At 61.6% G+C, this 25,168-nt stretch carries 21 protein-coding genes and 1 pseudogene; 5 read left to right on the plus strand and 17 right to left on the minus strand.

From position 1 onward, the window contains the following. Position 1: 1 nt before the first annotated feature. The 11 genes from wecB to P0D70_RS09865 form a co-directional block, all read right to left on the minus strand. Positions 2–1,105 carry a non-hydrolyzing UDP-N-acetylglucosamine 2-epimerase gene (gene wecB / locus P0D70_RS09815; RefSeq protein ID WP_408184294.1) on the minus strand — a complete coding sequence of 368 codons (1,104 nt, stop codon included), beginning with the start codon at positions 1,103–1,105 and terminating at the stop codon, positions 2–4. A gap of 67 nt (positions 1,106–1,172) precedes the next feature. Beyond that, entirely contained in the window at positions 1,173–2,360 is a 1,188-nt protein-coding gene (locus tag P0D70_RS09820; RefSeq protein WP_408184295.1) for a methyltransferase domain-containing protein, read from the minus strand. Positions 2,361–2,426: 66 nt separating this feature from the next. Beyond that, positions 2,427–5,108, minus strand: a complete 2,682-nt coding sequence (locus P0D70_RS09825) for a glycosyltransferase (RefSeq protein WP_408184296.1) — start codon at positions 5,106–5,108, stop codon at positions 2,427–2,429. Between the two features lie 78 nt (positions 5,109–5,186). After that, positions 5,187–6,545 (minus strand): ABC transporter ATP-binding protein, encoded by a 1,359-nt coding sequence (locus P0D70_RS09830; protein ID WP_408184297.1) that lies wholly within the window; start codon positions 6,543–6,545, stop codon positions 5,187–5,189. A 12-nt stretch (positions 6,546–6,557) separates the two neighbouring features. Continuing rightward, positions 6,558–7,406 (minus strand): ABC transporter permease, encoded by an 849-nt coding sequence (locus tag P0D70_RS09835; protein WP_408184298.1) that lies wholly within the window; start codon positions 7,404–7,406, stop codon positions 6,558–6,560. Positions 7,407–7,642: 236 nt separating this feature from the next. Further along, positions 7,643–7,864, minus strand: a complete 222-nt coding sequence (locus P0D70_RS09840) for a hypothetical protein (protein ID WP_408184299.1) — start codon at positions 7,862–7,864, stop codon at positions 7,643–7,645. Between the two features lie 63 nt (positions 7,865–7,927). Further along, the gene (gene pcaC, locus P0D70_RS09845) at positions 7,928–8,323 is read right to left on the minus strand and encodes a 4-carboxymuconolactone decarboxylase (RefSeq protein WP_091806734.1); all 396 of its coding nucleotides are present in this window, start codon (positions 8,321–8,323) and stop codon (positions 7,928–7,930) included. Further along, positions 8,320–9,111, minus strand: a complete 792-nt coding sequence (pcaD, locus tag P0D70_RS09850) for a 3-oxoadipate enol-lactonase (protein WP_408184300.1) — start codon at positions 9,109–9,111, stop codon at positions 8,320–8,322. The genes pcaC and pcaD overlap by 4 nt, the downstream gene beginning before the upstream one ends. A gap of 5 nt (positions 9,112–9,116) precedes the next feature. Continuing rightward, positions 9,117–10,496, minus strand: a complete 1,380-nt coding sequence (locus P0D70_RS09855) for a 3-carboxy-cis,cis-muconate cycloisomerase (RefSeq protein ID WP_408184301.1) — start codon at positions 10,494–10,496, stop codon at positions 9,117–9,119. Between the two features lie 47 nt (positions 10,497–10,543). After that, on the minus strand, positions 10,544–11,203 hold the full coding sequence (locus P0D70_RS09860) for a 3-oxoacid CoA-transferase subunit B (RefSeq protein ID WP_091806724.1): 660 nt from the start codon (positions 11,201–11,203) through the stop codon (positions 10,544–10,546). A 13-nt stretch (positions 11,204–11,216) separates the two neighbouring features. Further along, the gene (locus P0D70_RS09865) at positions 11,217–11,924 is read right to left on the minus strand and encodes a 3-oxoacid CoA-transferase subunit A (RefSeq protein WP_091806720.1); all 708 of its coding nucleotides are present in this window, start codon (positions 11,922–11,924) and stop codon (positions 11,217–11,219) included. Positions 11,925–12,393: 469 nt separating this feature from the next. Between P0D70_RS09865 and P0D70_RS09870 the strand changes: the two are divergent. Both P0D70_RS09870 and folE read left to right on the plus strand, forming a co-directional pair. Then, positions 12,394–12,744: pseudogene (locus P0D70_RS09870) on the plus strand (type 2 periplasmic-binding domain-containing protein); the annotation flags it as partial. A gap of 152 nt (positions 12,745–12,896) precedes the next feature. Next, complete coding sequence (folE, locus tag P0D70_RS09875) at positions 12,897–13,535, plus strand: GTP cyclohydrolase I FolE (RefSeq protein WP_091806717.1); 639 nt, start codon at positions 12,897–12,899, stop codon at positions 13,533–13,535. Positions 13,536–13,562: 27 nt separating this feature from the next. Here the strand turns inward: folE and P0D70_RS09880 are convergent, their stop codons facing one another. Next, positions 13,563–14,468 (minus strand): DMT family transporter, encoded by a 906-nt coding sequence (locus tag P0D70_RS09880; RefSeq protein ID WP_408184302.1) that lies wholly within the window; start codon positions 14,466–14,468, stop codon positions 13,563–13,565. 281 nt (positions 14,469–14,749) lie between these two features. Here P0D70_RS09880 and P0D70_RS09885 point away from each other — a divergent pair, with 281 nt between their 5' ends. Next, positions 14,750–15,796 carry a VTT domain-containing protein gene (locus tag P0D70_RS09885; protein ID WP_091806710.1) on the plus strand — a complete coding sequence of 349 codons (1,047 nt, stop codon included), beginning with the start codon at positions 14,750–14,752 and terminating at the stop codon, positions 15,794–15,796. 100 nt (positions 15,797–15,896) lie between these two features. Here the strand turns inward: P0D70_RS09885 and P0D70_RS09890 are convergent, their stop codons facing one another. Further along, positions 15,897–16,784 (minus strand): CHAD domain-containing protein, encoded by an 888-nt coding sequence (locus tag P0D70_RS09890; RefSeq protein WP_408184303.1) that lies wholly within the window; start codon positions 16,782–16,784, stop codon positions 15,897–15,899. Positions 16,785–17,227: 443 nt separating this feature from the next. On the opposite strand from P0D70_RS09890, the gene P0D70_RS09895 reads away from it, so the two are divergent. Beyond that, the gene (locus tag P0D70_RS09895) at positions 17,228–18,814 is read left to right on the plus strand and encodes an inorganic phosphate transporter (RefSeq protein WP_408184304.1); all 1,587 of its coding nucleotides are present in this window, start codon (positions 17,228–17,230) and stop codon (positions 18,812–18,814) included. A 93-nt stretch (positions 18,815–18,907) separates the two neighbouring features. On the opposite strand, the gene ppk2 is transcribed toward P0D70_RS09895, so the two are convergent. Together ppk2 and P0D70_RS09905 are read right to left on the minus strand one after the other, a co-directional pair. Continuing rightward, entirely contained in the window at positions 18,908–19,834 is a 927-nt protein-coding gene (ppk2, locus tag P0D70_RS09900; RefSeq protein ID WP_091806702.1) for a polyphosphate kinase 2, read from the minus strand. A gap of 153 nt (positions 19,835–19,987) precedes the next feature. After that, positions 19,988–20,386, minus strand: coding sequence for a VOC family protein (locus tag P0D70_RS09905; RefSeq protein ID WP_408184305.1), 399 nt, complete (start codon positions 20,384–20,386; stop codon positions 19,988–19,990). A 249-nt stretch (positions 20,387–20,635) separates the two neighbouring features. Here P0D70_RS09905 and P0D70_RS09910 point away from each other — a divergent pair, with 249 nt between their 5' ends. Continuing rightward, entirely contained in the window at positions 20,636–21,682 is a 1,047-nt protein-coding gene (locus P0D70_RS09910; protein ID WP_408184306.1) for a S1C family serine protease, read from the plus strand. Positions 21,683–21,801: 119 nt separating this feature from the next. Here the strand turns inward: P0D70_RS09910 and ggt are convergent, their stop codons facing one another. Both ggt and P0D70_RS09920 read right to left on the minus strand, forming a co-directional pair. Continuing rightward, complete coding sequence (gene ggt / locus P0D70_RS09915; protein WP_408184307.1) at positions 21,802–23,535, minus strand: gamma-glutamyltransferase; 1,734 nt, start codon at positions 23,533–23,535, stop codon at positions 21,802–21,804. Positions 23,536–23,755: 220 nt separating this feature from the next. After that, positions 23,756–25,159, minus strand: coding sequence for an MFS transporter (locus P0D70_RS09920; RefSeq protein ID WP_408184308.1), 1,404 nt, complete (start codon positions 25,157–25,159; stop codon positions 23,756–23,758). Positions 25,160–25,168: the final 9 nt, after the last annotated feature.

Raw genomic sequence — 25,168 nt, forward strand, 5'->3', positions numbered from 1 at the left:
GCTACACCTGAAAGTGATCTCTCAATACACTTACGATTCGTCCGCACGCGTGACCGTCACCATAAGGCGACACGCCTCGCGCCATACGCTTGTATTCGACCGGGTCGTCGAGTAGCCGTTGCGTGTTCGAGACAATGTCGGCGTATTCGGTGCCCACGAGCTTGACGACCTCGTGCGCGACCGCCTCTGGGCGCTCTGTCTCGCGCCGTAGCACGAGCACCGGTTTGCCGAGCGCGGGCGCCTCCTCCTGCACGCCACCGGAGTCGGTCAGGATCAGATAGGCCTGCTTCATCGCCGCAACGAACGGTAGGTAATCCAGGGGTTCGCACAGCGTGATCCGTGGATGGTTGTCGAGATGGGCGAAGGCCGTTTCACGCACGTTCGGATTCGGGTGAACCGGATAGAGCACATGAACGTCGGGATTGTTATCGGCGATCGATTTGATTGCTCGAAGAATGTTCTGAAACGCCTCGCCAAAATTCTCGCGACGGTGCGACGTCACTAGAATCAGCCGGCTATCGCCCTTGAAAGGCGTTGCACCATCGCAACGCGCGGCCACGTCCAGCAACGCGTCGATGACCGTGTTGCCGGTGACGAACACGCTCGCTGCATCGATGCCTTCTGTGAGGAGATTCTGTTTCGCGGTCTCCGTCGGTGCGAAATGCCAGCGCGCAAGCCGGGTTGCGACCACACGATTCATTTCTTCCGGAAACGGATTCGACAGATCACCGGTTCTCAGTCCGGCTTCGACATGCCCGACCGGCACGCGCCGGTAAAAGGATGCGAGCGCTGCCGTCAGAACAGTGGTCGTATCGCCCTGCGCGAGCAGCACGTCGGGCTGTTCGGCGGCAAGCACCTCATCGAGGCGAACCATGAGCCGTGAAGTCAGCATGGGTAGCGACTGATTGGGTTGCATGATATCGAGGTCGATATCGGCTTTGATCTCGAACAGACGCAACACCTGATCGAGCATGCCGCGATGCTGCGCCGTTGCCAGGACGCGGCAGTCCGCCCACTCTTCGCGCTGCAACCGCTTGACGAGCGGCGCCATTTTCACAGCTTCGGGACGCGTTCCGATAGTGACGATGATCTTACGTTTTTTCACGGCGTTTTCCGGTATGGGGACTTGATAAAGGATGGGGAGTCGCAGTCGATGGTGTGTTTTTGCACGGTCAGGCTCTACCGACCAACCGGCGGATCGCGCTTCTGAGCCGCCAGGTCTTCGAGCGCAGCGTCGTGTTCAATTGCCTCTCGACCGCGTCCGCATGCGCTCGGACTTCGGTAAGAAGCGCCGCGCAATGTTCGCCGTCGATCTTGTATTTTTCGATGCACGCATGAAGCGAAGCAATCTCCGCAGACAGAGCGCGGCGTTCCTGGCTCGCTTCGCCCATTGTCTGGTCGCGTTCGGTGATTGCTCGTGTTAGTTCGCGGACTGTCTGCTCCCGCTCGCTGAGTGCTTGCTGCAATTCGTCGAGTGCTTGATCCCGTTCGGAGAGCGTCTCTTGCAAGCGCTTCAGCTTTAGCTTCTCTGCGTCGAGTTCTGCGCATACTTGCTGCAGCGTGTTCTCTGTCGATTCGAGACGGGCGGTCGTCGCAGCACGCTCGCTATGAGTTTGAGCAAGCTGTGCCGCGAACTGCTCCCTCTCTAAGGCGTGCATCTGGGCAATGCCTTCACTGCGCTTTCGCGCAAATGCCTCGTAAGTATCGTCGCCAACAAAGAAATTGCGCAGATCGGGCCGAGTGTCTCCGAGCGCCGAGAGCCGCGCGTAGACGAGCAATATCTGCTTCCCGTTCCAGTAGTTGATATTGATTCTCGCCGTGTCGACGACGCGGCACGCCACCGCGGCGAAACCGGGCACCGGACAGACGGGAATGTTGGCCAGGTCGAACGTGAAGAAATGCTCGGGGATCCGGTCATATTCCTGAAACGGCAGAAGCAGAACCAGAAAACGCCTGGTGTGCTCCGCAAGCCGTGCGACAACATCGAACGGGCGGTCGAAATGCTCAAGCGTATTCGACGAAAAAATGACGTCGTAGTCGTCTAGCTCGTCGAGAGACTGCGCTTTGAAACACCCATGGGGAAAAGAGGCCCGGGCCTTCTCGATCGCCACTTCCGAAATATCGACTCCGGTGATCGAGTTCACGCCAAGCCATTTGCTCAGTTCATCTACGCCCTGCCCCTCCGCACAACCCCAGTCGCAAATCTTCCATTGCTCGCGCAACACCAGGTCCTTGAACCAGTCCGGCATCAGCGTGGCCGCAATCGTCGCGAAAAATCGCGTTTGGCCATGTCCGCCGGCAGAGACCCAGTCCGTCGAAAAACGATGGTCCCAGTATTGCTTTGAGTTGATGTCTGTCATTACAAGGCCTGTTGGTCTGCTCATTCGATCGAATGCGCGGACGTTCGCGATAGGGGGCAAAGATGCCTAGTCGACAGTCAGCGTGCTTTCGATGACTTCGCGCCAGCGCTTTTCCCATTCCTGCTTGGCAAACGCGGCCGAGGACTCGAGTCCGTGCGCCGCGAGTCTCGCGAGCCTCGTTCGATCGTCGGCCAGTTCTTCGATAGCGGCCGCAAGCTCGATATAGTCCGCACGGATCAGCTTGCCGTTGTACCCGTCGACGATCAGGTTCGGCAGTCCGCCGACGTTGGTCGCTATGACCGCGTTATTGGTCGCCAGCGCCTCGATACAGGATAGGGAGGTTCCTTCCGAATACATGGTCGGGACCAGCACGATATGGCTGTCGACATAGGCTTTGTACATGTCCTCCATGTCGTATTCGATCCACGTCACCCTGTGCGGATGACGCGCCATGAACGCTTTCACCGCTTGCGCATCGTGGTCGATCGCCTGACCGCACAGGACCAGGCGGATATCCGGGCGCCGCGAAAACAAAAGATCGAACGCGTTGATGGTCAGATAGAGACCGCGCGCTTCATAAAGCCGGCGCGGCAGCAGAACGCATAACTCCTCTGTCTCGAAGTTCTTCGGATGGCTCCTGAAAGACTCGAGATCGACGTAGTTCGGGACGTACGTGAGTGTATTGGCGAGCGCCCAGTCATAGGTTCGCACCCAGTTGATAAAATTCGTATCGACACACACGCATTGGTCGCTGTTGCGCAGCGCGCGGAACAACGGTTCATAGCGTGCCCGGTCAAATGTGGCGAGGTTATTGGAGGCTCCGTCCCAATGAATGCCGTGGTTGATCGAGATGACGCGCTTGTTTTTCCCGAGCGACGCGGCAAGTTCAGTCGGTGAAGCGATAATGAGATCGACATCCGCGCAGAATTGGGCGTATTTGCCAGACATCGCGTCGAAATCCAGGTTGTCGGCGGCATTGATCCCGACTACCTTGACGCCTCGAAAATCGCGCTCGAACGGCTCGCGGGCGTTCTGCAGCAGACGAACCTCGCAGCCCATGCCATGCAGCACGACTGCGAGGTCGTAGACGTAGCGTTCCGCCCCGCCCTTATAGACGGTTTCGCCGTTCCAGTCGTAGAAGTTGACGTTGATGATGTCCACCTTCACCGTACGCCGCGCGCAAGCAGCCGTCAGCCTCGTCACGTTCCCGGCGTCGACCTGTCTGAGCAACGGCGCGTGAAGCACCGGCCAGGCGTGCGCGTTCGCAACCTCTGCGGACGCCTCCGTGTACGCGGTGGACCACTGGCCGCTCGCCACTGCGTCGACGAAGTCGATTCCCGAGGCGACGATAATGGCATGTTCGTATTCCCTGATGGTCCGGGTCGGCGTGCCGATCACCGGTTTCCCGGCGGCCAGATACTCGAACAGCTTCAGCGGCGAAACGGGATCGGTTTTCTCGCTGACAACGAACGGCACAATACCGACATCGATCCAGGCGAGATAGTGCTTCAGTTCGGCATACGGTTTCGGGCCGAGGTGAATGAAATTGTCGAACGTCTTCAGACGCGCCATGCGCTCCTGAACCTCGACGCTGTATTGCGGCTCGAAAGCGACGACAGGACCGACGAACAGCATCACCACGCCGTCGAGTCGCACGATTTCGTCGAGCAAATCAAAATCGAGCAACTCGGAAATTGCACCGTGGTAGCCGACAACCTTCCGGTTCGCCACCATCTCGTACAGCTTCGCCGGTACGTCGCATCGCTCGCGCTCGCCGTGAACGAAGTCTTCCGGATAAACGCCGTTTTCCAGCAGCAGCGCATTCGTGACCTTCGCGCGGTTCGCCTCGTACAGCCGATTCGACGAGAACAGGCACACATTCGCGATCTGCAGCAAGACCTCATGGTCGCAACGCATGACGTCGGAATAGTTCGCGAAGATGGTCAGGTCGTCGAGAACATCGTAAATCGTCAGTGCGGCACGGCAGATTTCGGCGACGTACTTGAAACCCGGCCAGTGAAGATAGAGCGTGACCGGCTCGTCCTGAAAATAGCCGAGGAAATCCTCGACCATGTTGGACACGTACAGGTTGTTTGACTTGGGCTGGATCACGGGATAAGGCCCGCCGTACTCCAGCATCACGCAAAGATAGCCCGCCTTTGCGAACTCGGCCATGAGGTGGTCGGGACGCTGCTTGAGCGAAAGGTCGTAGGCAACCGGGCACAGCACCACACCTTGGCGGTCCGGATGCGCCGTAAGCAGGCGGCTGATCTGGTGCCTTCTTTGTTTCGAGGGTTCCTTCGCGTAGTTCCCAAAGTACGCCGCCTGGGCGCGTGTATGGACTTCGTAGTCTCCGCCGGCCACGGGCAGGACGTCATGCATGGGTACAACGGCAACCGCCGGCGTCTGCGTCTTGCCGCGCGCCGCCAGCGCATAAACCGCGCTCGCAATCCGTCGCATTGGCGCGGTCAACTTCCACGAACTGCTTTCGAAAATTTCGCCAAGGGAGCCCTGCACACGCTCGCGCTCGCGAACCTCGCGCACAAGCTCGCTCGACACGTCGTTCAGCGAGCGCTTGAGACTATGGATTTCCGACAGCGCGTCCGACAACCGCTTCGCCAGTGTGTACCGGTCTCTGCGCGCGAGACGCTGGTCCTCTGCAATCTTCTCGTGTTGCGTGCTGAGAGCCTCCGCATCGGAGACCGAAGTGCTCCGCTTCGTGACCGATGCGAGGTTTTGTCTCCGCATTACGTTTGGCATTGCTTCTTGTCTGTCCATGGCCAACCTCTCGAGTCGCCGTTATTCCAATTGCTCTTTCTGATGCCGTCACCGCCTGTCTGAAGGCGTTTCTTCCATGCGTATTTCTTCTGTGATATCCGGCAGGAACAGCCCGTATCTATCGCTTTCAACATAGGAAGAGAAATAGCAGGCGCCCTCGATGTACTCGTAGTACTGCGGCACTGCGGCAGACCGGTCTTCGAGGGCCGCCACGAGCAGATACCGGCCTGTGTTGAGCTGGTTTCTCAGGCGAAACTCGATGCCGAACTCACTGCCTTCGAAATCGAAGTCGATGCCTTTCTCGTCGTGAGTGGTCCGGACGATCAGATCCGTGCCTTTCGTATCCTTGATGGAGAAAGCCACGCTCAGCGCGCGGCGATCGATGCCTCCAGGAATCTGGATCGCCAGGCGGATGATCATCGGCTCGAATGCCGTGAACACGCTTTGGTGCCGACCGGCCGAGTTCAGGACCTGCGCAGACACGATCGATCCGACGTGCGTTCCCCAATGGTTGATCGGTTCGTCACTGGCAGTTGAGGCGAGCCGCCCCGCGCTTTCCGCGGCCTGATCGTTCTGCTTCGCTTCTTCCTCAACACCGGCCGCGCTGTCTGCCGACTGACCAGACACTCCGATCGCTCCGCTTTCGCCGAGTCCTTCGGACATGAACTGCGTGTATTGCGCGGTAACGGCGAACGCGTTGCCCGCCATCCGAACCCGCCCACCATCGAGCCAGACGGCACGCTCACACAAGGTTCGCACCGAGCCGACGTCATGCGACACGAAAAGAATCGTGACGCCTGATTCCTTGAGTTCCTTGATCTTGTTGAAGCATTTGGCCTGGAAGCGCGCGTCGCCCACGGCAAGGGCTTCGTCGATGATCAAGACCGCCGGGTCGACGTGAATGGCCACGGCAAACGCGAGGCGCACATACATGCCGCTCGAATAAGTTTTGACCGGCTGATCGATGAAATCGCCAATTTCCGCGAACTGCTCGATGCTGGCGAATTTCCGATCGATCTGGTCGGCAGTCATTCCCAGCATGGCGGCGTTCAGATAGACGTTTTCCCGACCGGAAAACTCCAGATTGAAACCGGCTCCCAATTCGAGCAGCGCCGCCACGCGACCGTTGATCGCGATGTCACCCTGGGTGGGGCGCAGTGTTCCGCAAATTATCTGCAATAGCGTGGACTTGCCGGACCCGTTGCGCCCAATGATGCCGACCGTTTCGCCGCGTGTGACCGAGAGCGAAACGTCCCGAAGCGCCCAGAATTCCCGCGAATACCCGGTGCGTTTTGGGAAGACGATATGCTTGAGACGGTCGAGCGGCGTTTCGTATATGTCGAAACGCTTCGAGGCACCTGTTACCTGAATCGTGGTTTCAGGCTTGCCAACCTGATTCATTTCCATGAGCTTCGGCCTTTACAGAACGTCCGCGAATCCTTCGCGTGTCTTCTGGAACCAGGCCAGACAGATCCACGCGAAAGCGATGCTGCATGGCAGATAGATCGCGATCCCCGCAAAGTCAGGCAACTCGCCCGCGATCATGACCGCTCGTGCCTGCTCGATGATGAAAGTTAGCGGATTGGCCAGAATGAGTGCCCTGAAAGCGGGCGTCAAAGTATCGAGCGCGTAGAAAACCGGCGACAGGAACATCAACAGGGATGAAAGCAGCGTGGTGACATAGGTCAGGTCACGCACGTAGACGCCGGTGGCGGCGAACAGCCAACCCACACCCACGCCGACAAACGCGAGCGGAATGAAGAGCGCCGGCAAAAAGACGATCGTCCATTGAAGCTTTCCGTATACGCACAGCGCGAAGACAACCCAGACGACAAGACTCGTCATGAAGTGAAATGCCGCCGAGGCGACGGTAATCCACGGCAGGATTTCAAGAGGAAAGACGACCTTCGTGACGTAGTTCGCGTTGGTCGTGATAATGGTCGGCGCTCTATTCAGGCACTCGGCGAAGAAATTGAACAGAATGAGGCCCACGAACAGAATCACCGCGAACTGAAAACTAGTGTCAGTTCCTGGCCAGCGCGATTTCAACAGCGTGCCGAAAACAACCGTGTACATGGCGAGCATGATCAACGGCTGAACGATAGACCACGCCAGTCCCATTACCGATCCGCGATATCGGCTCAATATATCCCGCCTGGTTAGCGCGACGATAAGCTGGCGTTGCTGCCAGGGAACCAACAAAAGATCGCGAAAATGAGCACGAGGATGAGATTCCTCGCGACCATCGTGTTTATAGGTAAAGCTCATATTGGCAGATCGCCTTGAACAGCGCCGGCTGATTTAACGGTCAACGAAGAGGCAAATCATGCGGCGACGAATGAACCTGCCGGGATTTCGCCAGTCGGTGCCTGCTCCATTGCTCTTGAATAACCCTACGGTCTTGCCAAACTCGCGCGAACGAATATCACTATCTTGAAGTAGTTAAATTCGCATCTAAAATGTGCAAAAGATTAATAACCGAAAGCTCACCAGCATTCGTATTGTCAACGAATTGGGTCGACTAAAACCTTAGAAAATGATGAGGCGCAAAGAAGAAAGTCAGAAACGGTTGCGGGAATATTCGACTTCTGCGCAGGAATTTTCTGCAAAAATCGAGAGAAGTGGAATGCGACCGAATCCCGCAGTGCGCGGCGTTCATGTCGAACGCCCGCCGGATACCAGGTATCCGTATCACAGCCCGTTGCAGGCCGGATGAAATCGAACATCGTCGATGTTCGGAAGCAGCGTGCATTCGCACGCTGCCTGGCACGTCATCTTGATTGCATTGCTTACGGCTGCGCGGCCGCGGCATCATCCTCACGAAACAATTTGTCCGCCAGGTGAAACGCCGAATTCGCCGCCGGCACACCGCAATAGATCGCGGTTTGCAGCAGCACTTCCTTGATCTGCTCACGCGTCACACCGTTATTCTTCGCGGCCCGCAGATGCAAGGCGAGCTCTTCGCTGCGGTTGAGCGCGACCATCATCGCGATGGTCAGCAGGCTGCGCGTGTGGCGCGGCAAACCGTCGCGCGTCCAGATTTCGCCCCACGCATAGCGCGTGATGAAATTCTGAAACTCTTCCGTCAGTTCAGTACGGTTCGCAAGCGACCGGTCGACGTGCGCACTGCCGAGCACCGCACGGCGCACACCGAGCCCGGCTTCGTAACGGTCTTCGTCGTTCATTTCTGCTCCGTCAGGAAGTCGATCACGGTCTTCGTGAAAGCGTCGGCTTTCTCGATATTCGAAATATGCGAGGCGTCCAGTTCCACGTAACGCGCGCCCGCTATCGCCTGCGCCAGTTCGCGGCCTTGCGCCGGCGTGGCGGCCAGATCGTGCGTGCCGCTGATCACCAGCGCGGGCACCTTGATGCCGGGTGCCTCGGGGCGCAGGTCGGCTGCGTCGATCGCATCGCAATTCGACGCGTAGCCTTCCTTGTCGGTGTGCGTGAACACGTCGCGAATCATGGCCAGCACCACCGGCTCGCGCTCGATATAGTCCGCCGTGAACCAGCGCGGCAGAACGGCATCGGCCAGCGCGGCCATGCCTTCGTTGCGCGCTTTCGCGGCGCGCGGCACCCACACTTCCGGCGAACCGATGCGCGCGGCCGTATTGCACAGCACGACGCGCTCGATACGATCCGCGTGACGCGCCGCCAACGCAACGCCAGTCAGGCCGCCCATCGACAGTCCGCAGAAATTCGCGCGGGCGATCTTCAGCGTGTCCATCAGGCCGAGCACGTCGCCGGTGAGTTGCTCGATCGTATAGGGGCCTTTTGGCGCTTCCGAATGGCCGTGGCCGCGCGTGTCGTAGCGCAGCACGCGAAAGTGTTTCGACAGCGCCACGACTTGCGGCGCCCACATGGACAGATCGGCGCCGAGCGAATTCGACAGGACGATCCACGGCGCATTGCCGTGGCGGTCGCCGTCGATTCGGTAATGAAGCTCGGTGCCGTTGACTGCGGCGTAAGGCATGCCGGTTACTCCCTGAAATGGTCGCGCTGCGAGCGCGTGGTGTGAAGTGCCAGCGCGGCGTCCACATAAGCGTGCGCCTGGCCGACATATTGAGCAGGATCGAGCAAATGCTTCAGACGCTCGAGCGAAAGATGTTCGGTCACGGCCGGGTCTGCGGCAAGCACGTCGAAAAGCGTTTGCCCGTCGCGGATCGCGACTTTCGACGCGCGCTCCACCAGATGATGCGCGTCGAGCCGGCCGATGCTGTCGCCGAGCGCGAGCATGACCGCCTCGCCGAGAATCAGGCCGTGCGTGACGTCGAGATTGGCGGCAAGGCGCGGCACGTTCACGTTCAGCCCCGCGGCGATCTGTTCGATGTTGGCGAGTGCGCCGCCCGCGAGGCGCGCCAGATCCGGCAACGCATCCCACTCGGCTTGCCAGCCGCCGAGCGCGCGCTCGTGCTCCTGCACCATGCCGGCAAACACCGTGGCGACCAGCCCCGGCGCACGCGTGGCCGCCGTCAGCACCGCCGCGCAGCCGACCGGGTTGCGCTTGTGCGGCATGGTGGACGAACCGCCCTTGCCGGCCGCGGCCGGTTCGGCGAGTTCGTCGATTTCGGTTTGCATCTGCAGCGAGATGTCACGCGCGATCTTGCCGAGCGTGCCGATCAGCATGCCGAACAGCGAGGCCGTTTCGGCAATGCGATCACGCTGCGTGTGCCAGGGCAGCGTCGGCACGGCAAGGCCAAGTTCTCGTGCAAGCGATTGGGTGACTTGCGGCGCGGCATCGCGCAGACTCGCCAGCGTGCCCGCCGCGCCACCGAATTGCAGCACCAGCACGCGGGCGCGCAACGCATCGAGCCGCTCGCGATGACGCAGCAGCGCGTCGAGCCATTGCGCGAATTTCAGGCCGAGCGTAATGGGCAGCGCCTGCTGCAACCAGGTGCGGCCGATCATCGGCGTGGCGCGATGGGTGGCCGCGAGTTTCGCCACGGCGTTACAGGTGGATTGCAGGCTGCTGTCGAGCAGATCGAAGGTGTCGCGCAATTGCAGCACCGTCGCCGTGTCGATGATGTCCTGGCTGGTGGCGCCCCAATGCACGTATTTCGACGCTTCGGCGTCGGCCGCCTTGACGCGCGCGGTGAGCTGCTTGACGAGCGGAATCGCGAGATTGCCGCCGAGCGCGGCGTCGCGCGCGAGCGCGTCGGCGTCGAGTTGATCGGCCTGGCAAGCGGCCTCGATGGCGCCCACCGCGGTATGGGGGATGACGTTATGCGCGGCTGACGCGCGCGCGAGCGCCGCTTCCACGTCGAGCATCCGTTGCAGCGTGGCACGCGGCGCCCAGATGTCGTTCATGGGCTGCGTGCCGCAAAGAAGGCCCGTCAGACGGGCGCTGGAGTCGAGCATGATGGCGTGAGTGGCCGAATTATCGAAAGTAAAAGCGCCGCCGCGCGTCAGGCCGCGTTTGCGGCTTGCGTACCGTCGATCAGCGGCACGCCGGTCAGCTTGTGCAGTGCATCGAAATCGATATCCGAGAAGATCTCGCGCACCACCAGCCCCTGATCCGTGACATCGATCATGGCAAGGTCCGTATAGATGCGGTCGACGCAACCCACACCGGTTACCGGGTAGCTGCATTCGGCGGCGATCTTGCTCTCGCCCTGCTTGGTCAGGTGCTCCATCATGACATAGACCTGCTTCGCGCCGATCGCGAGATCCATCGCGCCGCCCACGGCGGGAATCGCGTCGGGCGCGCCGGTGTGCCAGTTCGCCAGATCGCCCGTGGCCGACACCTGGAAGGCGCCGAGCACGCAGAAATCCAGATGGCCGCCGCGCATCATCGCGAACGAATCCGCATGGTGGAAATAGCAGCCGCCCGTGAGCAGCGTGACGTGCTGCTTGCCGGCGTTGATGAGTTCGTCGTCTTCCTCGCCTTTGGCCGGCGCCGGGCCCATGCCAAGCAAACCGTTTTCGCTGTGCAGGAAGATTTCCTTGTCAGCGGCGAGATGGTTGGCCACCAGCGTCGGCACGCCGATGCCGAGGTTCACGTAGGCGCCTTCGGGAATATCCAGCGCAACGCGCTTGGCCATTTCATCGCGGGTCAGTTTTTTCATGTCGGTCTCCGGTTCAGGCGGCAGCGTCGTGAGGATTGGGCAGCGGGGCGTGCGCCGCTTGCGGCACTTCGATCACGCGTTGCACGAAAATGCCGGGCGTGACGATCACTTCGGGATCGAGCGCTCCGAGCGGCACGACTTGCGACACCTGCACGATCGCGGTTTTCGCCGCGCTGGCCATGATCGGTCCGAAATTGCGAGCCGTCTTGCGATACGTGAGATTACCCCAGCGATCGCCTTTGTACGCCTTGATCAGAGCGAAGTCGGCATGCAGCGGCGACTCCAGCACATAGTGCCGGCCGTCGATCAGGCGCGTTTCCTTGCCTTCGGCGAGCTTGGTGCCGTAACCGGTCGGCGTGAAGAAGCCGCCGATACCCGCGCCTGCCGCACGAATGCGCTCCGCGAGATTGCCCTGCGGCACCAGTTCCAGTTCGATCTCTCCGGCGCGATATAACGCGTCGAACACATACGAGTCGGTCTGGCGCGGGAACGAGCAGATGATTTTGCGCACGCGCTTGGCCTTGAGCAGCGCCGCGAGGCCGATATCGCCGTTACCGGCATTGTTGTTGACGATGGTGAGGTCGCGCGCGCCCTGTTCAATGAGCGCGTCGATCAATTCCGACGGCATGCCGGCCGTGCCGAAGCCGCCGATCATGACGGTCGCGCCGTCCTGGACATCGGCGACGGCCGACTGAAGTGACTCGAAAATCTTGTTGATCATGTCGAATTTCCTTTTGGGGCGCTGCGTGCCGCGAGGCTGGCTGCGTTTCAGGCAGAGCGTGGGCGGAACGGTCTCCGGGCCAATGCGGGCGGTGGCTCGCCAAGTGCGGATGCGGGCTGGCGCCGTCGGTTAGCTCGCTTCAAATTTGTTCGTTGTATGAACATGGATTCGTTTAGCGAACGTTTAGGCGATTATGGTTGTCCTTCGGGCAGGTTGTCAAGGCAGGGAATTCCCCTTAATCATAGGTTTTGCCGCGCGTTGTGCTGGTTTTGTTGCGTGCTTCGCGTGTCGATAGCGGGCAAGCGGCACTATCCCGCGTCAGGATTGCCCGACGAACCTCCATCCTCATATCCAGTACGCCGCCCCGCCCGGCGCCGCGGGTCACGCAAACATGTCTGGAACGAGCCTGGATCTAAAACGGATCCCTTGCCTCGTCAACGTGGAGGACACACGCACCGCGCAATACGGGGCGGCGGGCCACGCGGTCGTGCGCGCCGAAGGACGCAGCCAGGAAGTGCTCAAACACGACCTGGAGAAGAAGCGCATCGAGCGCCGCGCGGTGCTCGAAACGCCCCACTTCATGAGCCTGCCGTTCATCCTCGCGCGCACCGACCTGCTGGCGACCGTGCCGCACGCGATAGGCTTCGCGTACGTGTCGGAGCACGCGTCGATCACGCTGGTCGAGCCGCCACTGCCGTTGCCGCATTTCGATCTGCGGCAGCATTGGCATCGCAAGTTTCATAACGATCCGCGCGCAGGCTGGCTGCGCAGCGTAGTCGCCGAACTGTTCAACGACGCGATGGACGGATGGCCGAAATGAGCGGCGGACTATCGGCGCACTGATAGCGGCAATGTTGCATGAGACGAGAAGGGACATCGCCACGGCGCGGTGAAAAACATGGAACAATGGCCGCACTCATTGAACCCGCGCGCTCCGTACAGCGTCGACGCGCGATCCCGGAGGAGCGACGGATGACCAGCAGCAAGGCAAAGAAGATCAAACCCACGGCCGCAGCAGAGCGCCCGAGCCGCGAGGAAGCCGAAGCAGCCGTTCGCGTGCTGCTGCGCTGGGCCGGCGACAATCCGGCGCGTGAAGGCCTGCTCGATACGCCCGCGCGCGTGGTGCGCTCATACGAGGAGTTTTACGCGGGCTACCAGGTCGACCCGCGCGAGATCCTTGCCCGCACCTTCTCCGAAGTGGACGGCTACGACGAAATGATCGTGCTGAAAGACATCCGTTTCGAGAGCTATTGCGAACATCACATGGTGCCGATCATCGGGCGCGCGCACGTGGCGTATTTACCGCAGCATCGCGTGGTCGGCATCTCGAAGCTGGCGCGCCTCGTCGATGCGTTCGCCAAGCGCCTGCAGATCCAGGAAAAGATGACGGTGCAAATCGCCGACACCTTGAACGACGTGCTGCAACCGGCGGGTGTCGGCGTGATTCTCGAAGCCGCGCATCAATGCATGTCGACTCGCGGCGTGCACAAGGCCGGCGTGACGATGGTCACCTCGCGCATGCTCGGCACGTTCCGCACGGATCCGTCCACGCGCCGCGAGTTTCTGTCGATCGTCGGCAATCCGGGCGTGGTGGCTGTCTCCAACACGTAGGCACAGCCCAGCTTCGACAACAGCGCCTCATGCCACGCCGGGCCTTGTGCGCATCTGCCCGAAGGTGGCCAGCAACACCGCGCCCAGCACGCACGCGACACCGGCCAGTTGCGCCGCGCTGACGCGTTCGCGCAGCAGCAGCGCGGCCAACGCCACCGCGCTCACCGGCACGAGCGCGGTCATCAGCCCCGCTTCCGCGCCGCTGATTCGCGCGGCGCCCGCGTACCACAGCACGAAGCCCGCCACGGTCGGCACCAGCGCGTAATAGAGCACGCCAACGAGTGCACTGGCATCGACCGGCAGCGTCCACGGTCGTTCGAAGCAGGCCGGCACGATCGCGACCGCGAAGCCGATACCGCACATCAATGCCGACAGCGGCAACGGCGCAACCGCCGTGCGCAGCTTGCGATTGAGCAGGATGAACAACGCCTCGCAGGCAATCGCAAGGAACACGAGCACGTTACCCGCCAGCGAACTGGCTGCATGCGGCGCAGGGAACGCGTCGAGATGCACGGTGCAGACCAGCACGCCGGCCGTCGCCAGCAGGATCGCGCCGAGTAGTGCGGGCCCGGGGCGCTCACCGAGCGCGAGCATGGCGACACCGGCCGACACGGCGGGCAAGGTGCCGGCAATCACGCCGGCATCGGCAGCCGAGGCGAGCTTCATCCCGCAGATCAGCAACACCGTGTAGCCGACGCTGCCCGCCCCTGCCTGGGCGATCACGAGCAAGGTATCGCGCCGGTCCAGACGCGGCCAGCGCACGCCGCGCCAGCGCATTACCAGCACGAACAGGGGAAAGGCAATCGCGAAACGCAGCGCGGTGGCGCTGAACGGCGGCAGCCCGGTTGCGATCGATTTGCTGACCACCACCGTGCTGCCGACTCCGATCATGGCCAGCGCGCAAAACAGGTATCCGGCATGCCGCGAGTTCATGGTGCTGTCCTGTGTAGTTGGAACGAGCACGAAGATTAGGCGTACGCCAGCCGACGGTCTTGAATGAAATTGCAGCGAGAGAGTGAGTCAATGAATCGGGTTCGTGGAATCACGACATGCCGTCAACGCTGGCCCCGCGCCAAATCCATCGAGTATCCTGAGCGAGCGGCTACAACGGTCGGCGCGGAGCCAACAATCGGGCCCTTCGGGTACACACTTTGCATCCCGGTAGAAAAGCCGCATAGCACGCCGGTTCAAGCGCAAGAACAGGAGTTTCTCAATTGGTAGAATTTCCGTCTTCGGCGGTATCGACCTGGGGCGGCGCGGTCGTGTTCCTCAACGTCCTGTTGACGCGACTCGGCGTGCCGATTCCCGCGGTTCCCGTGCTGCTCTTCGCGGGCTCCGCGATCGCTGCCGGTACGCTGTCCTTCTGGCCGATCCTCGCCGCCGCCGTACTCGGCGCGCTGATCGGCGACGGCGCATGGTTCGCGGCCGGCCGCCTGTATGGCCGCAAACTGATCGCCGCATTAGGCCGCCTCTCGCCAGCCGTCTATCCGAAGGTCAATAAAGCGCGCGCGCTGTTCGAGCGTTTCGGCGTGCCGCTCGTGTCGATCTCGAAGTTCGTCCCTGGGCTCGCGCTCATCACCCCGCCGCTGATGGGCACGACCGCCGTCGATGCGCGCATCTATGCGGCCTGGGACCTTGCCGGCGTCCTCGCCTGGGCCAATTTCTGGTTGCTCGGCGGCGCTGCCGCGGAACGGCAACTGCACATGCTGCTCGAGTTTGTCAAAGCGCGCGGCGGCACTGTCATCGACATTCTGCTGGCCGCCGCCCTGATTTATCTCGTGTTTCGTTTGCAGCAACGGCGCCGCGAGCGCCGCCGTTTCGCGCAAGCCGCCGCGGATGCCGCAGCCCAAACCGCCGTTCCCGGCTGGCGCCACGTCGCGCCGCCCAAGGTGCTCGACGCCCGCCCGCAAGCCCTTTCGTTCGAAGCGCCGCGACTCATTCCGGGCGCGCTCGCGTTCGATCCGCACTCGCCGGAGCAGATCGACGGCGCCCTGCGGGCGCACGATACGGTGATCTACTGCATCTGCCCGGACAGCGCGACGGCTGTCGATATCACGCAACGCATGCGGGACAACGGTTATACGAGGATTCGCGCACTCAGGGGCGGCCTCGACGCCTGGCAGCGGCGTGGCTTTCCGGTCGAACCGCTGCCACCCGCCGACGAGCTGTTCACCGGCAGACGCGCGCCGCTGCCAGGCGGTGAGGCCCACGGGGCCATCACGCTGCGCGGCTTCGCTCCGCGCAGCAGTCAAAGCACTTGAGCCGCATGCGTCCCACTTATGCGGACGCGCGTCCCAGGTCGTTATGCGGATGCCATCTGTGCCATTTCGTTCGCAGAAGCGCGCAACGATGGGCGCGCCATCATAGTTTGCGCAGCAAACCCGCCGCCGCGCGCATCCTCCGTTTGCGTTCCTTCTTGAGCCACTGAAGCGCCGCGTCGGTATCGCCAGTGCCGGCGCCGTCGAACAGGGCCCTATTCTCGTGCAACAACATTTCGCTAGCGACCACGTCGTTCAGCGCACCGAATCGTTTCTGGATCTGCTTCAAGCGTTTGAGAGTACGTTTGCGCCCGCCGCTCAGGACCGGCCCGAAAAACTCGAGCAGATAGCGCAGCTTCTTCCCCGCCTTCCTGACATTGTGAAAGGCAGCGTAGTTGGATCGCTTCGCCCGACGCGCGCGCCTCATCCGTTTTTTCAAGGAATTCTCGGAAGTCGCCACGCGTTGAGTGGCGAACTTCCGCAGCGGCATGCGTTCATGCGAGGTGTTCAGTTCTTTGGAAGCACTCGACAAGGCTTCGCGCAACAGATGTTTGACGTCGGCATTCGAGAGCGTTTCGCGGCTCGTCGCCATTGCGCCGCCGCGAGCGCCCTGAAGTTTGGGCGCCAGGTCGGCGGCGGCGCCGAGTGCGCCGCGGTCGTCGCTCGTCAGCAATTCGATCAGAATGTCCCAATCGCGCGTTTTGCCGGCGGCCGTGGCCAGAAATTGGTAGAGCGCGCGTTGCCGCGTGCTCTCGCCTTTTTCGAGCAATGGTGCGAAGGCCCACCACAACGAACGCAAACGCCGCAGCGAGACGCGCAGTTTGTGTAGTGCTTCAGGTGATGCGTCTTCGCGCACCGCATTGGTGTGTTCGATCGCTTCATCGACGAGCGGCGCCGCGTACGAGGCGAAGGCCGCTTGCGCGGAAGGCGCAGCAGCGGGTGGATCGCTGTCGCTGGAGCGTGGGTCGGCTTTGTGGCTCTCGCGTTTCATTGAAGATCCCTGAATACACCGTTCTGACAGCCTAGCAAAAAAAGGGCCCAGCGGTAAGCGCTTGGCCAGTACGCCGGAATAATGGCCGGTAGGTCCAGAAGCGCCTGCCTCAAACACTCGCCACGATGTCCCGCGGCGAAAAGGCCTCGCGCTTCGCATTGGCGCAATCAGCAAACGAGTCAGTTTGAGCAGGTTCCATGCGAATCCTCATTGTGGGCGCAACGGCTCTGCTCGTCGGCGAAGTGATTTCGGCTTCCTGGTCGTCCGTCCATCAAAGTCCTTTTCGGACAGCTGAGCATTCCGATCGGACAATTTTTCACACCGTGCTCCGCAGCGGTGCGCGTCTAGCGGCTGCGCACCTCGGGCGTCACGCAACTGTCATCATTGCGACACACCGCCCCCGCAGCATCGGAAGTTCCGCGACAAACCTTGAGGCTCCCGTCATGCCGGAACTTTCGTATCCACAATCAGGCACTGCTAGCGGAAAGGGGCGCAGTATCGGCCTCGTCATCTTTCTCGCGGTGATTCTGGTCGGCGCCGTGTATTGCGCCGTGCACTTAATGGATGATTTACAGCCCGTTCGCGAAAGCTCGGCTCTGCCTTATCTGCTGCTCGGTGTTGCGCTGCTGATCGCGCTCGGCTTCGAATTCGTCAACGGCTTTCACGATACGGCGAACGCGGTCGCGACTGTCATCTACACGCATTCGCTTGCGCCGAACATCGCCGTGGTGTGGTCGGGCGGATGGAATTTTCTCGGCGTGCTCACGTCGAGCGGCGCCGTCGCCTTCGGCATTCTGCAGTTGCTGCCGGTCGAGCTGATCTTGCAGGTCGGCAGCAGCGCCGGTTTTGCCATGGTCTTCGCGCTGCTGATCGCCGCGATCATCTGGAATCTCGGCACCTGGTATTTCGGACTGCCGTCGTCGAGTTCGCATACGCTGATCGGCTCGATTATCGGCGTCGGCTTGATGAATCAATTGATACACGGCAGCAACGGCACGAGCGGCGTGGACTGGAACCAGGCGCTCGGCGTCGGCAAGTCGCTGCTGTTCTCGCCGCTGGTGGGCTTTCTCGCAGCTGGCTTGCTGCTGCTGATCCTGAAGGCCGTCGTGCGCATTCCGGCGCTGTATGCCGAACCGAAGGGCAAGGAGCCACCGCCGTTCTGGATCCGCAGCCTGCTGATTCTGACCTGCACGGGCGTTTCGTTCGCGCATGGCTCGAACGACGGCCAGAAAGGCATGGGCCTTATCATGCTGATCCTGATCGGCACGGTGCCCACCGCCTACGCGCTGAACAAGGCTGTCACGCCGGCGGAAACGCAAACCTTCCTCGCCGTCGCGCATCAAACCTCCGCGACGCTCGCCAAATACACCCAGGGCGCCGCGCCTTCCACCAATCCACGCGCCGACGTCGAGGCTTATGTCCGCACGCGCCAGCTGACGCCCGCCACGTTGCCTGCCTTGCAGCAACTGACCGAGATCATTGCCGGCCAGGTGGGCGCGTCGGGATCGATGGCCGCCGTGCCGCAGGGCCTCGTGGACAACGTGCGCAACAACATGTACGTGGCTTCCGAAGCGATCCGCCTGATGGACAAAGCCAGGCAACCGGCTTTCGCGCCCGACGACGCCAAAGCGATCAACAACTTCAAGGCGCAGACCGATCACGCCACCAAGTTCATTCCGACGTGGGTCAAGGTCGCGGTGGCGATTGCGCTCGGTCTGGGCACCATGGTGGGATGGAAGCGCATTGTCGTGACGGTCGGCGAAAAGATCGGCAAGCAGCATTTAACGTACGGACAGGGCGCATCGGCGGAATTGGTGGCGATGCTGACGATCGGCGCCGCCGACGCATACGGCCTGCCGGTTTCCACGACGCACGTGCTGTCCTCGGGCGTGGCCGGCACGATGGCGGCCAACGGTTCCGGCCTGCAGTGGGGCACCGTGCGCAGTCTGGTTCTTGCCTGGGTGCTGACGTTGCCGGCTTCCATCGCGCTGGCTGCGGGCTTGTACTGGGTTTTTCGGGCGGTGTTCTGAACTCCGCGCGACGGCCGGTTCCGGAACCGGCCGCGACGTAAAAAAGCGCGGCTCATGGCCGCGCTTTTTTTCACCCCGCCGTATGCCGATGAATCAATACACTTCGGGCACGATCATCGACGACGGCACCGGCTGGCGGCTGTATTCGTCGTGATAGACGCGCGCGGGCAATTCGACACGAGAGTGCTCGATCTCGTGATACGGCACCTGGCTCAGCAAGTGATGAATGCAGTTCAGGCGGGCGCGTTTCTTGTCGACCGCCTGCACGACCCACCACGGCGCTTCGGGAATGTGCGAGCGTTGCAGCATCACTTCCTTGGCCTGCGTATAGGCCTCCCAGCGGCGGCGGCTTTCCAGGTCCATGGGACTCAGCTTCCACTGTTTCAGCGGGTCGTGAATGCGGTTCTGAAAGCGGATTTCCTGTTCCTCGTCGGTAATCGAAAACCAGTACTTGAGGATCTGCACGCCGCTTCGGGCCAGCATTTTTTCGAATTCCGGCACCGAACGGAAGAACTCTTCGTACTCTTCGTCGCTGCAAAAATTCATTACGCGTTCGACGCCCGCGCGGTTGTACCAGCTGCGATCGAACAGCACCATTTCGCCGCCCGCCGGCAGATGCGACACGTAACGCTGGAAATACCATTGCGTGCGTTCGCGGTTGTTCGGCGCGGGCAGCGCCGCCACGCGGCACACACGCGGATTGAGCCGTTGCGTGATGCGTTTGATCGCGCCGCCCTTGCCGGCCGCATCGCGCCCCTCGAAAATGACCACGAGGCGGTGGCCGGTTTGCACGATCCAGTCCTGCAGCTTGACGAGTTCCCCTTGCAGCCGGAACAGCTCGCGGAAGTACATCTTGCGCGCTTCGCGGTGCTCCGGTGTGAAACCCTCCGCGCCGTCGATGATGCGGTCGTCGACCTCCATCTCGAGTTCCTCGTCGTACGCATCGATCAGGTCCTCTTCGAAACGGCGCTGCCGCTCTGCCATCAATTCGGCTTCAGGTCTCGGGTCCTGCTCTTTCATTGCGGCTCTCCTGGCAACGGAAATGATTAGGCGCGCGGCGGGAAGCGCGACGCGGACGCGCTCGATTATCGAAGCGGCAAGTGTCAGCCGTGTTACCGGCAGCGCCCGCGCCTTTCGACGTCCATGATAGCGAGTTTGTGCGGCGATCCGGCGCTAGCGCAACGGTTTCGCGAAGCTGATTTCGTGGCCGTCCGGATCCGTGATGTGGAAATAGCGCTCGCCCCACGGCGCATCGGACGGCTCCAGCGACGGCTTGAGGCCCGCCGCCAGCGCTTTGCGATAAAGCGCGTCGACGTCGGAGACATAAATGATCACGCGGCCCCACCAGGCGACCGGTGCGCGCGCATCCACGATCAGGTTCAGATACGAACCGCCGAAGGCGAACGATGTAAATGCCTCCTGTGGACCGCCGAATTTCATGGGAAAGCCGAGCGCTTCGTAAAACAGCACGGCGCGCGGCATATCGCGGGTGGCGAGCGTGATCGCGCTGATGGATTCGATGCGCGGTTCAATGGGCCCGTTCGACGAGGGTGACGTGGCGGGTGAGTTCATGGCGGCTGTCTCCTGGGTGTGGCGGGCTTTCGATGTGTTTAGCATGGTGCATGCCGCGCAATCGAGCGTGGCGCTCGTGCCGAGCGGGCTGGATTGGGCTGGGCCGGCCGGACTGCAGGTTTGCGGCTCGCTGGCTCGCGGCTCGCTCAGAAAGTGTCTCACAGGCCGCGCCTGCGCAACTCGCCCCAGCGCACTTGAAAACCTTCGCGACGCCCCGCATCTGCAATTCCGTTTATCCGGAGCATCGCCATGGGAAGCCGCCCACGCTTCATCGATGACCTGTCGCGCGCCGCATCCGACGCCCCCGGGCCCGAAACACTCAATCCTTTAGCCGACGACACCCTGCTCGACGCCTACTCCCGCTCCGTGATTGGCGCGCTGGAACGCGTACAGCAGGCGGTCGCCTTCATTTCCGTCGAACGCCGGCTGCCCGGCGACCCGTCGAGTCGCGGACGCCGCGACACGCGTGGCGGCACAGGCTCGGGCTTTCTGTTCACACCCGACGGTTATCTGCTCACCAATAGCCACGTCGTACACGGCGCCACCCATATCGAGGTGACGCTCGCCGACGGCGCAAAATTCGACGCCGATCTGGTCGGCGACGATCCCGGCAGCGATCTGGCCGTCTTGCGGATCGGCTCTCCCGAGCCGTTGCCGCACGTCGAACTCGGCGAATCGTCGAAGTTGCGCGTCGGGCAGATCGCGATAGCGGTCGGCAATCCACTCGGCCTCGCGCAAACCGTCACGACCGGCGTGGTCTCTGCGCTCGGCCGCTCACTGCGTTCTAACTCCGGGCGCATGATCTACGACGTGATCCAGACCGACGCAGCGCTCAATCCCGGCAATTCGGGCGGGCCGCTGATCAATTCCGCGGGTCAGGTGATCGGCGTGAATACCGCGATCATTCCCGGCGCACAGGCGATCTGCTTTGCCACGGCAATCGACACCGCCAAGTGGGTCATCATGCAGATATTCGCGCATGGCCGCGTGCGGCGGGCGTATATCGGCGTCGCCGGCACCACCACGCCGCTGTCGCGCCGTGTGCAGCGCTATTTCGGCCTGAACTCGGAAAGCGGCGTGCACGTCATGGAGATCGTTAAAGGCAGCCCGGCCGCGCTCGGCGGTTTGCGCACGGACGATACGATCATTGCGATCGATACGCAGACCGTGCAGGACGTGGACAGCCTGCAGCGCACACTCGACGCATCGCGTATCGACAGACCCGTCAAAGTGACGGTATTGCGCGGCGCGCAGCGGCTCGAATTAACGCTGACACCGGTCGAGCAGGCTGGCTGATGCAAGGGCACTAGGCGCACCCGCGAAGCAAAAAAGCCTCGCGTTCGATTGAACACGAGGCTTTCCATTAGCGGCGATGCATCTTAGGAAATGCAGCGCCCGACTCCCTGCAACAACGCTTACTGAATAACACGCGTCACACCACGGCCGCGTGGATCGGCTGCGGCTTCCGGCGTATCGCCGTTGACCTTGATCGCCTGGATATCGCCGCTGAAGTCCTGCCCCTCCAGTTTGTAGCCCTTGGCTTCGATCTGCTTCGCCAGTTCACCCTCGATCGGCTTGTACGGCTCCCAGAAGATCGTATTCGGCGGCAACAGTTGATGATGAAAGCGCATTGCGGCAACAGCCTGCTGCAGCGGCATGTTGTAGTCGTAGACGTTGTTGATCACCTGGAAGATCGACGTGAAGATGCGCGAGCCGCCCGGTGTGCCGATCACGAGCGAGACCTTGCCGTCCTTCGTGAGAATGGTCGGACTCATCGAGGAGAGCGGCCGCTTCTTCGGTTCGATCGAGTTCGCGTCGCTGCCCACTACGCCAAACATATTCGCGACGCCCGGTTTTGCGGAGAAGTCGTCCATCTCGTCGTTCAGCACGATGCCCGTGCGGTCCGCCACCACGCCCGAACCAAAATAGCCGTTGATGGTGTACGTATTCGACACGGCGTTACCCCACTTGTCGATCACCGAGAAGTGCGTGGTTTCCGCTTTCTCCGGCATCGACGTGCCGAGGCCGGGCTGCACGCTCTTCGTGTCCGAAGGCGCATTCGGATTCACTTCGGCGGCGCGTTTGGCGATATACGCGTCGTCGGTCAGTTGAGCGACGGGCACTTTGTAGAAGTCAGGGTCGCCGAGATACTGCGCACGGTCGGCGAACACGCGCTTTTCGATCTCCGCGATCAGATGCACGTATTGCGCGGAATTCAGCGTGACGTCCTTGAAGTCGGGCGCAATGTCGGCCTTCATCTTCAGCAATTGCACGAGGCCGATGCCGCCCGAACTCGGAGGCGGCGCCGTGTAGACGCGATAGCCATTCCAGTCGGCCTGAATCGGTTCACGCCATACTGCTTTGTACTGCTGCAGATCGGCCTTGGTGATAAGACCGTGACCGCGCATGGACGCCGCGATCAGATCGGCCGTCTTGCCCTGATAGAAGTCTTTGGCGCCTTGATCGGAAATGCGCTGCAATACAGCGGCGAGATCCGGTTGCTTGAAGTTGACGCCCTGCTTCAGATTGCCGAAGTAAGTATCGAAGTTGGTCTTGCCGGCGAAGTCTTTCGCGGCATCGTCGCGGCGTTCCTGCAGTTGCTGGCTGACCTCGAAACCATCGCGCGCGTAGTGGATGGCGGGCGCAAGCACCTGCTTCCACGTGAGCTTGCCGAAGCGGCGCTGCGCCTGCCACATGCCGTCGACGGTGCCCGGCACACCCACCGCGCGGTAGCCGAACAGGCTCATGCCTTTGATGACCTCGCCCTTGTCGTCGAGATACATGTTTTTGGTCGCGGCGAGCGGAGCACGCTCGCGATAGTCGAGAAAATACGGCTTGCCGTCGACGTAGAGCGTCATGAACCCGCCGCCGCCGATGTTGCCCGCTTCCGGATACGTCACGGCGAGCGTAAAGGCAATCGCGACCGCTGCGTCGACGGCATTGCCGCCTTCCTTGAAGATCTGCTCGGCAGCATCGGCGCTGAACTTGTCGGCCACCGCGATCGCAGAGGCGGTGAGTACGGCGGGCTGGGCTTTCGCAGGCGGCTTCGCGAGTGCGGGCGTGGCCTCCAGAAAACCGGTTGAGACAGAAACGAGCGTGACCAGCGCGAATCCGCTGACCGACGATTTAACATTGTGGAACAACCTCATTGCTAATCCCCCAAGACGACCTTCGACTAATGATTACAAACATTGCCTTGGGCTTTTACCATGTGAACCGCTCGCTTGCGAAGCCGCTAGTTATCGTAGGGTCGATATAGCGGCACGCAAAGAAGTCGGTTTGGTCGCGCGGAGAATCGCCGCTCGAAACGCCCTGGACAGGCGTGGTTAGCAAAACGCGTGCCGCGCCAATGCGCAACATGCGTTCTGCTCATGCGCGGCCGCGACTGCCGCGCGCAATCTCATCGCCGGCGCCATGCGGCAGCCGCGCAGTGATGGGAATCGACATGAGCGAGAACAGGCCGACCACGAGGAAAGCCGGCCAGAAATCGGAGAACACGATCGCGGAATGACCCTGCACGTTATGCGAAATTTGCAGGACGATGCCCGCGATCGTCACGCCGAGGCCCAGTGAAATCTGCTGGATGACGCTCGCCACGCTCGTCGCGCGCCCCACGTCGCGACTGGGAATGTCCGCATAGGCCAAGGTATTGAGCGACGTGAATTGCAGAGAGGGAAAGAAGCCGCCGAACAGCACGACACCCCAGATCAGCCAGTGCGGCGTGCCGGGAAAAAACAGACCGTATACGGCAATGGCAAGACCCGCGCAAACCGCGTTGAACATTAGTACAGTGCGGAAACCAAACCGCCCGAGAATGCGCGACGCTGCAGCTTTCATGAAAATCGAGCCGAACGCGGACGCGCACGTGATCGACCCTGACTTGAACGCGGTCATGCCCAAGCCTTCCTGCAAGGCAAGCGGCAGCAGAAACGGCACAGCCCCGAAACCGATGCGAAACAGCGAGCCGCCCACCACGCTCGCGTGAAAGCTCGGAATGCGCAACAGCCGCAGATCGAGCACGGGCAATTCGACACGGCTCGCGTACAGCGCGTAAAGCAACAGCAACACCACGCCGACCACGCACATGCCGATCGACACCGTGTTCGACACCAACTCGCCGCCCACCAGCGAAAGCCCAAGCATGAACAGCGACGCGCCGCTCGCGGACAAAGCGAAACCGGTCCAGTCGAGCCGACCGGGATGCGCTTCGCGCACGTTGGCGATGTGTTTGTTCGCCAGCCAGATCCCCAGCAGTCCAATTGGAATGTTGATGAAGAAGATGAGACGCCAATGCAGATAGGTGGTGATGAAACCGCCCAGCGGCGGCCCGACCACGGGTCCGAGCAAAGCCGGCACGGTCAGATAGTTGACCGCGCGAATGAAGTCGGATTTCGGCACCGAACGGAAAATGATGATGCGGCCCACCGGCACCATCATCGCGCCGCCAATGCCTTGCACGAAGCGCGCGACCACAAAGGTGCCGAGCGAGGTGGAGGCCGCGCACATCAGCGAGCCGGCCATGAAAATGCCAATGGCCGTGCGAAACACCGTGCGCGAACCGAAGCGGTCAGCCACCCAGCCGCAGATAGGAATGAACACGCCGAGGCCGATGACATACGCGGTCACGGCCAGCTTGAGAGTAATGGGATCCTGGCCGAGATCGCGCGCCAGAACCGGCAGCGACGTCACGATGACCGTGCCGTCCACGTTTTCCATGAACATCGCACACGCGACGATCAGCGGAACAATGAAAGTGCCTAAAGCAAGAGGCATTGGCGGGAC

This window comes from Paraburkholderia sp. RL17-381-BIF-C (genome assembly GCF_046026435.1).
In the GTDB taxonomy this organism is placed as follows: Bacteria; Pseudomonadota; Gammaproteobacteria; order Burkholderiales; family Burkholderiaceae; genus Paraburkholderia.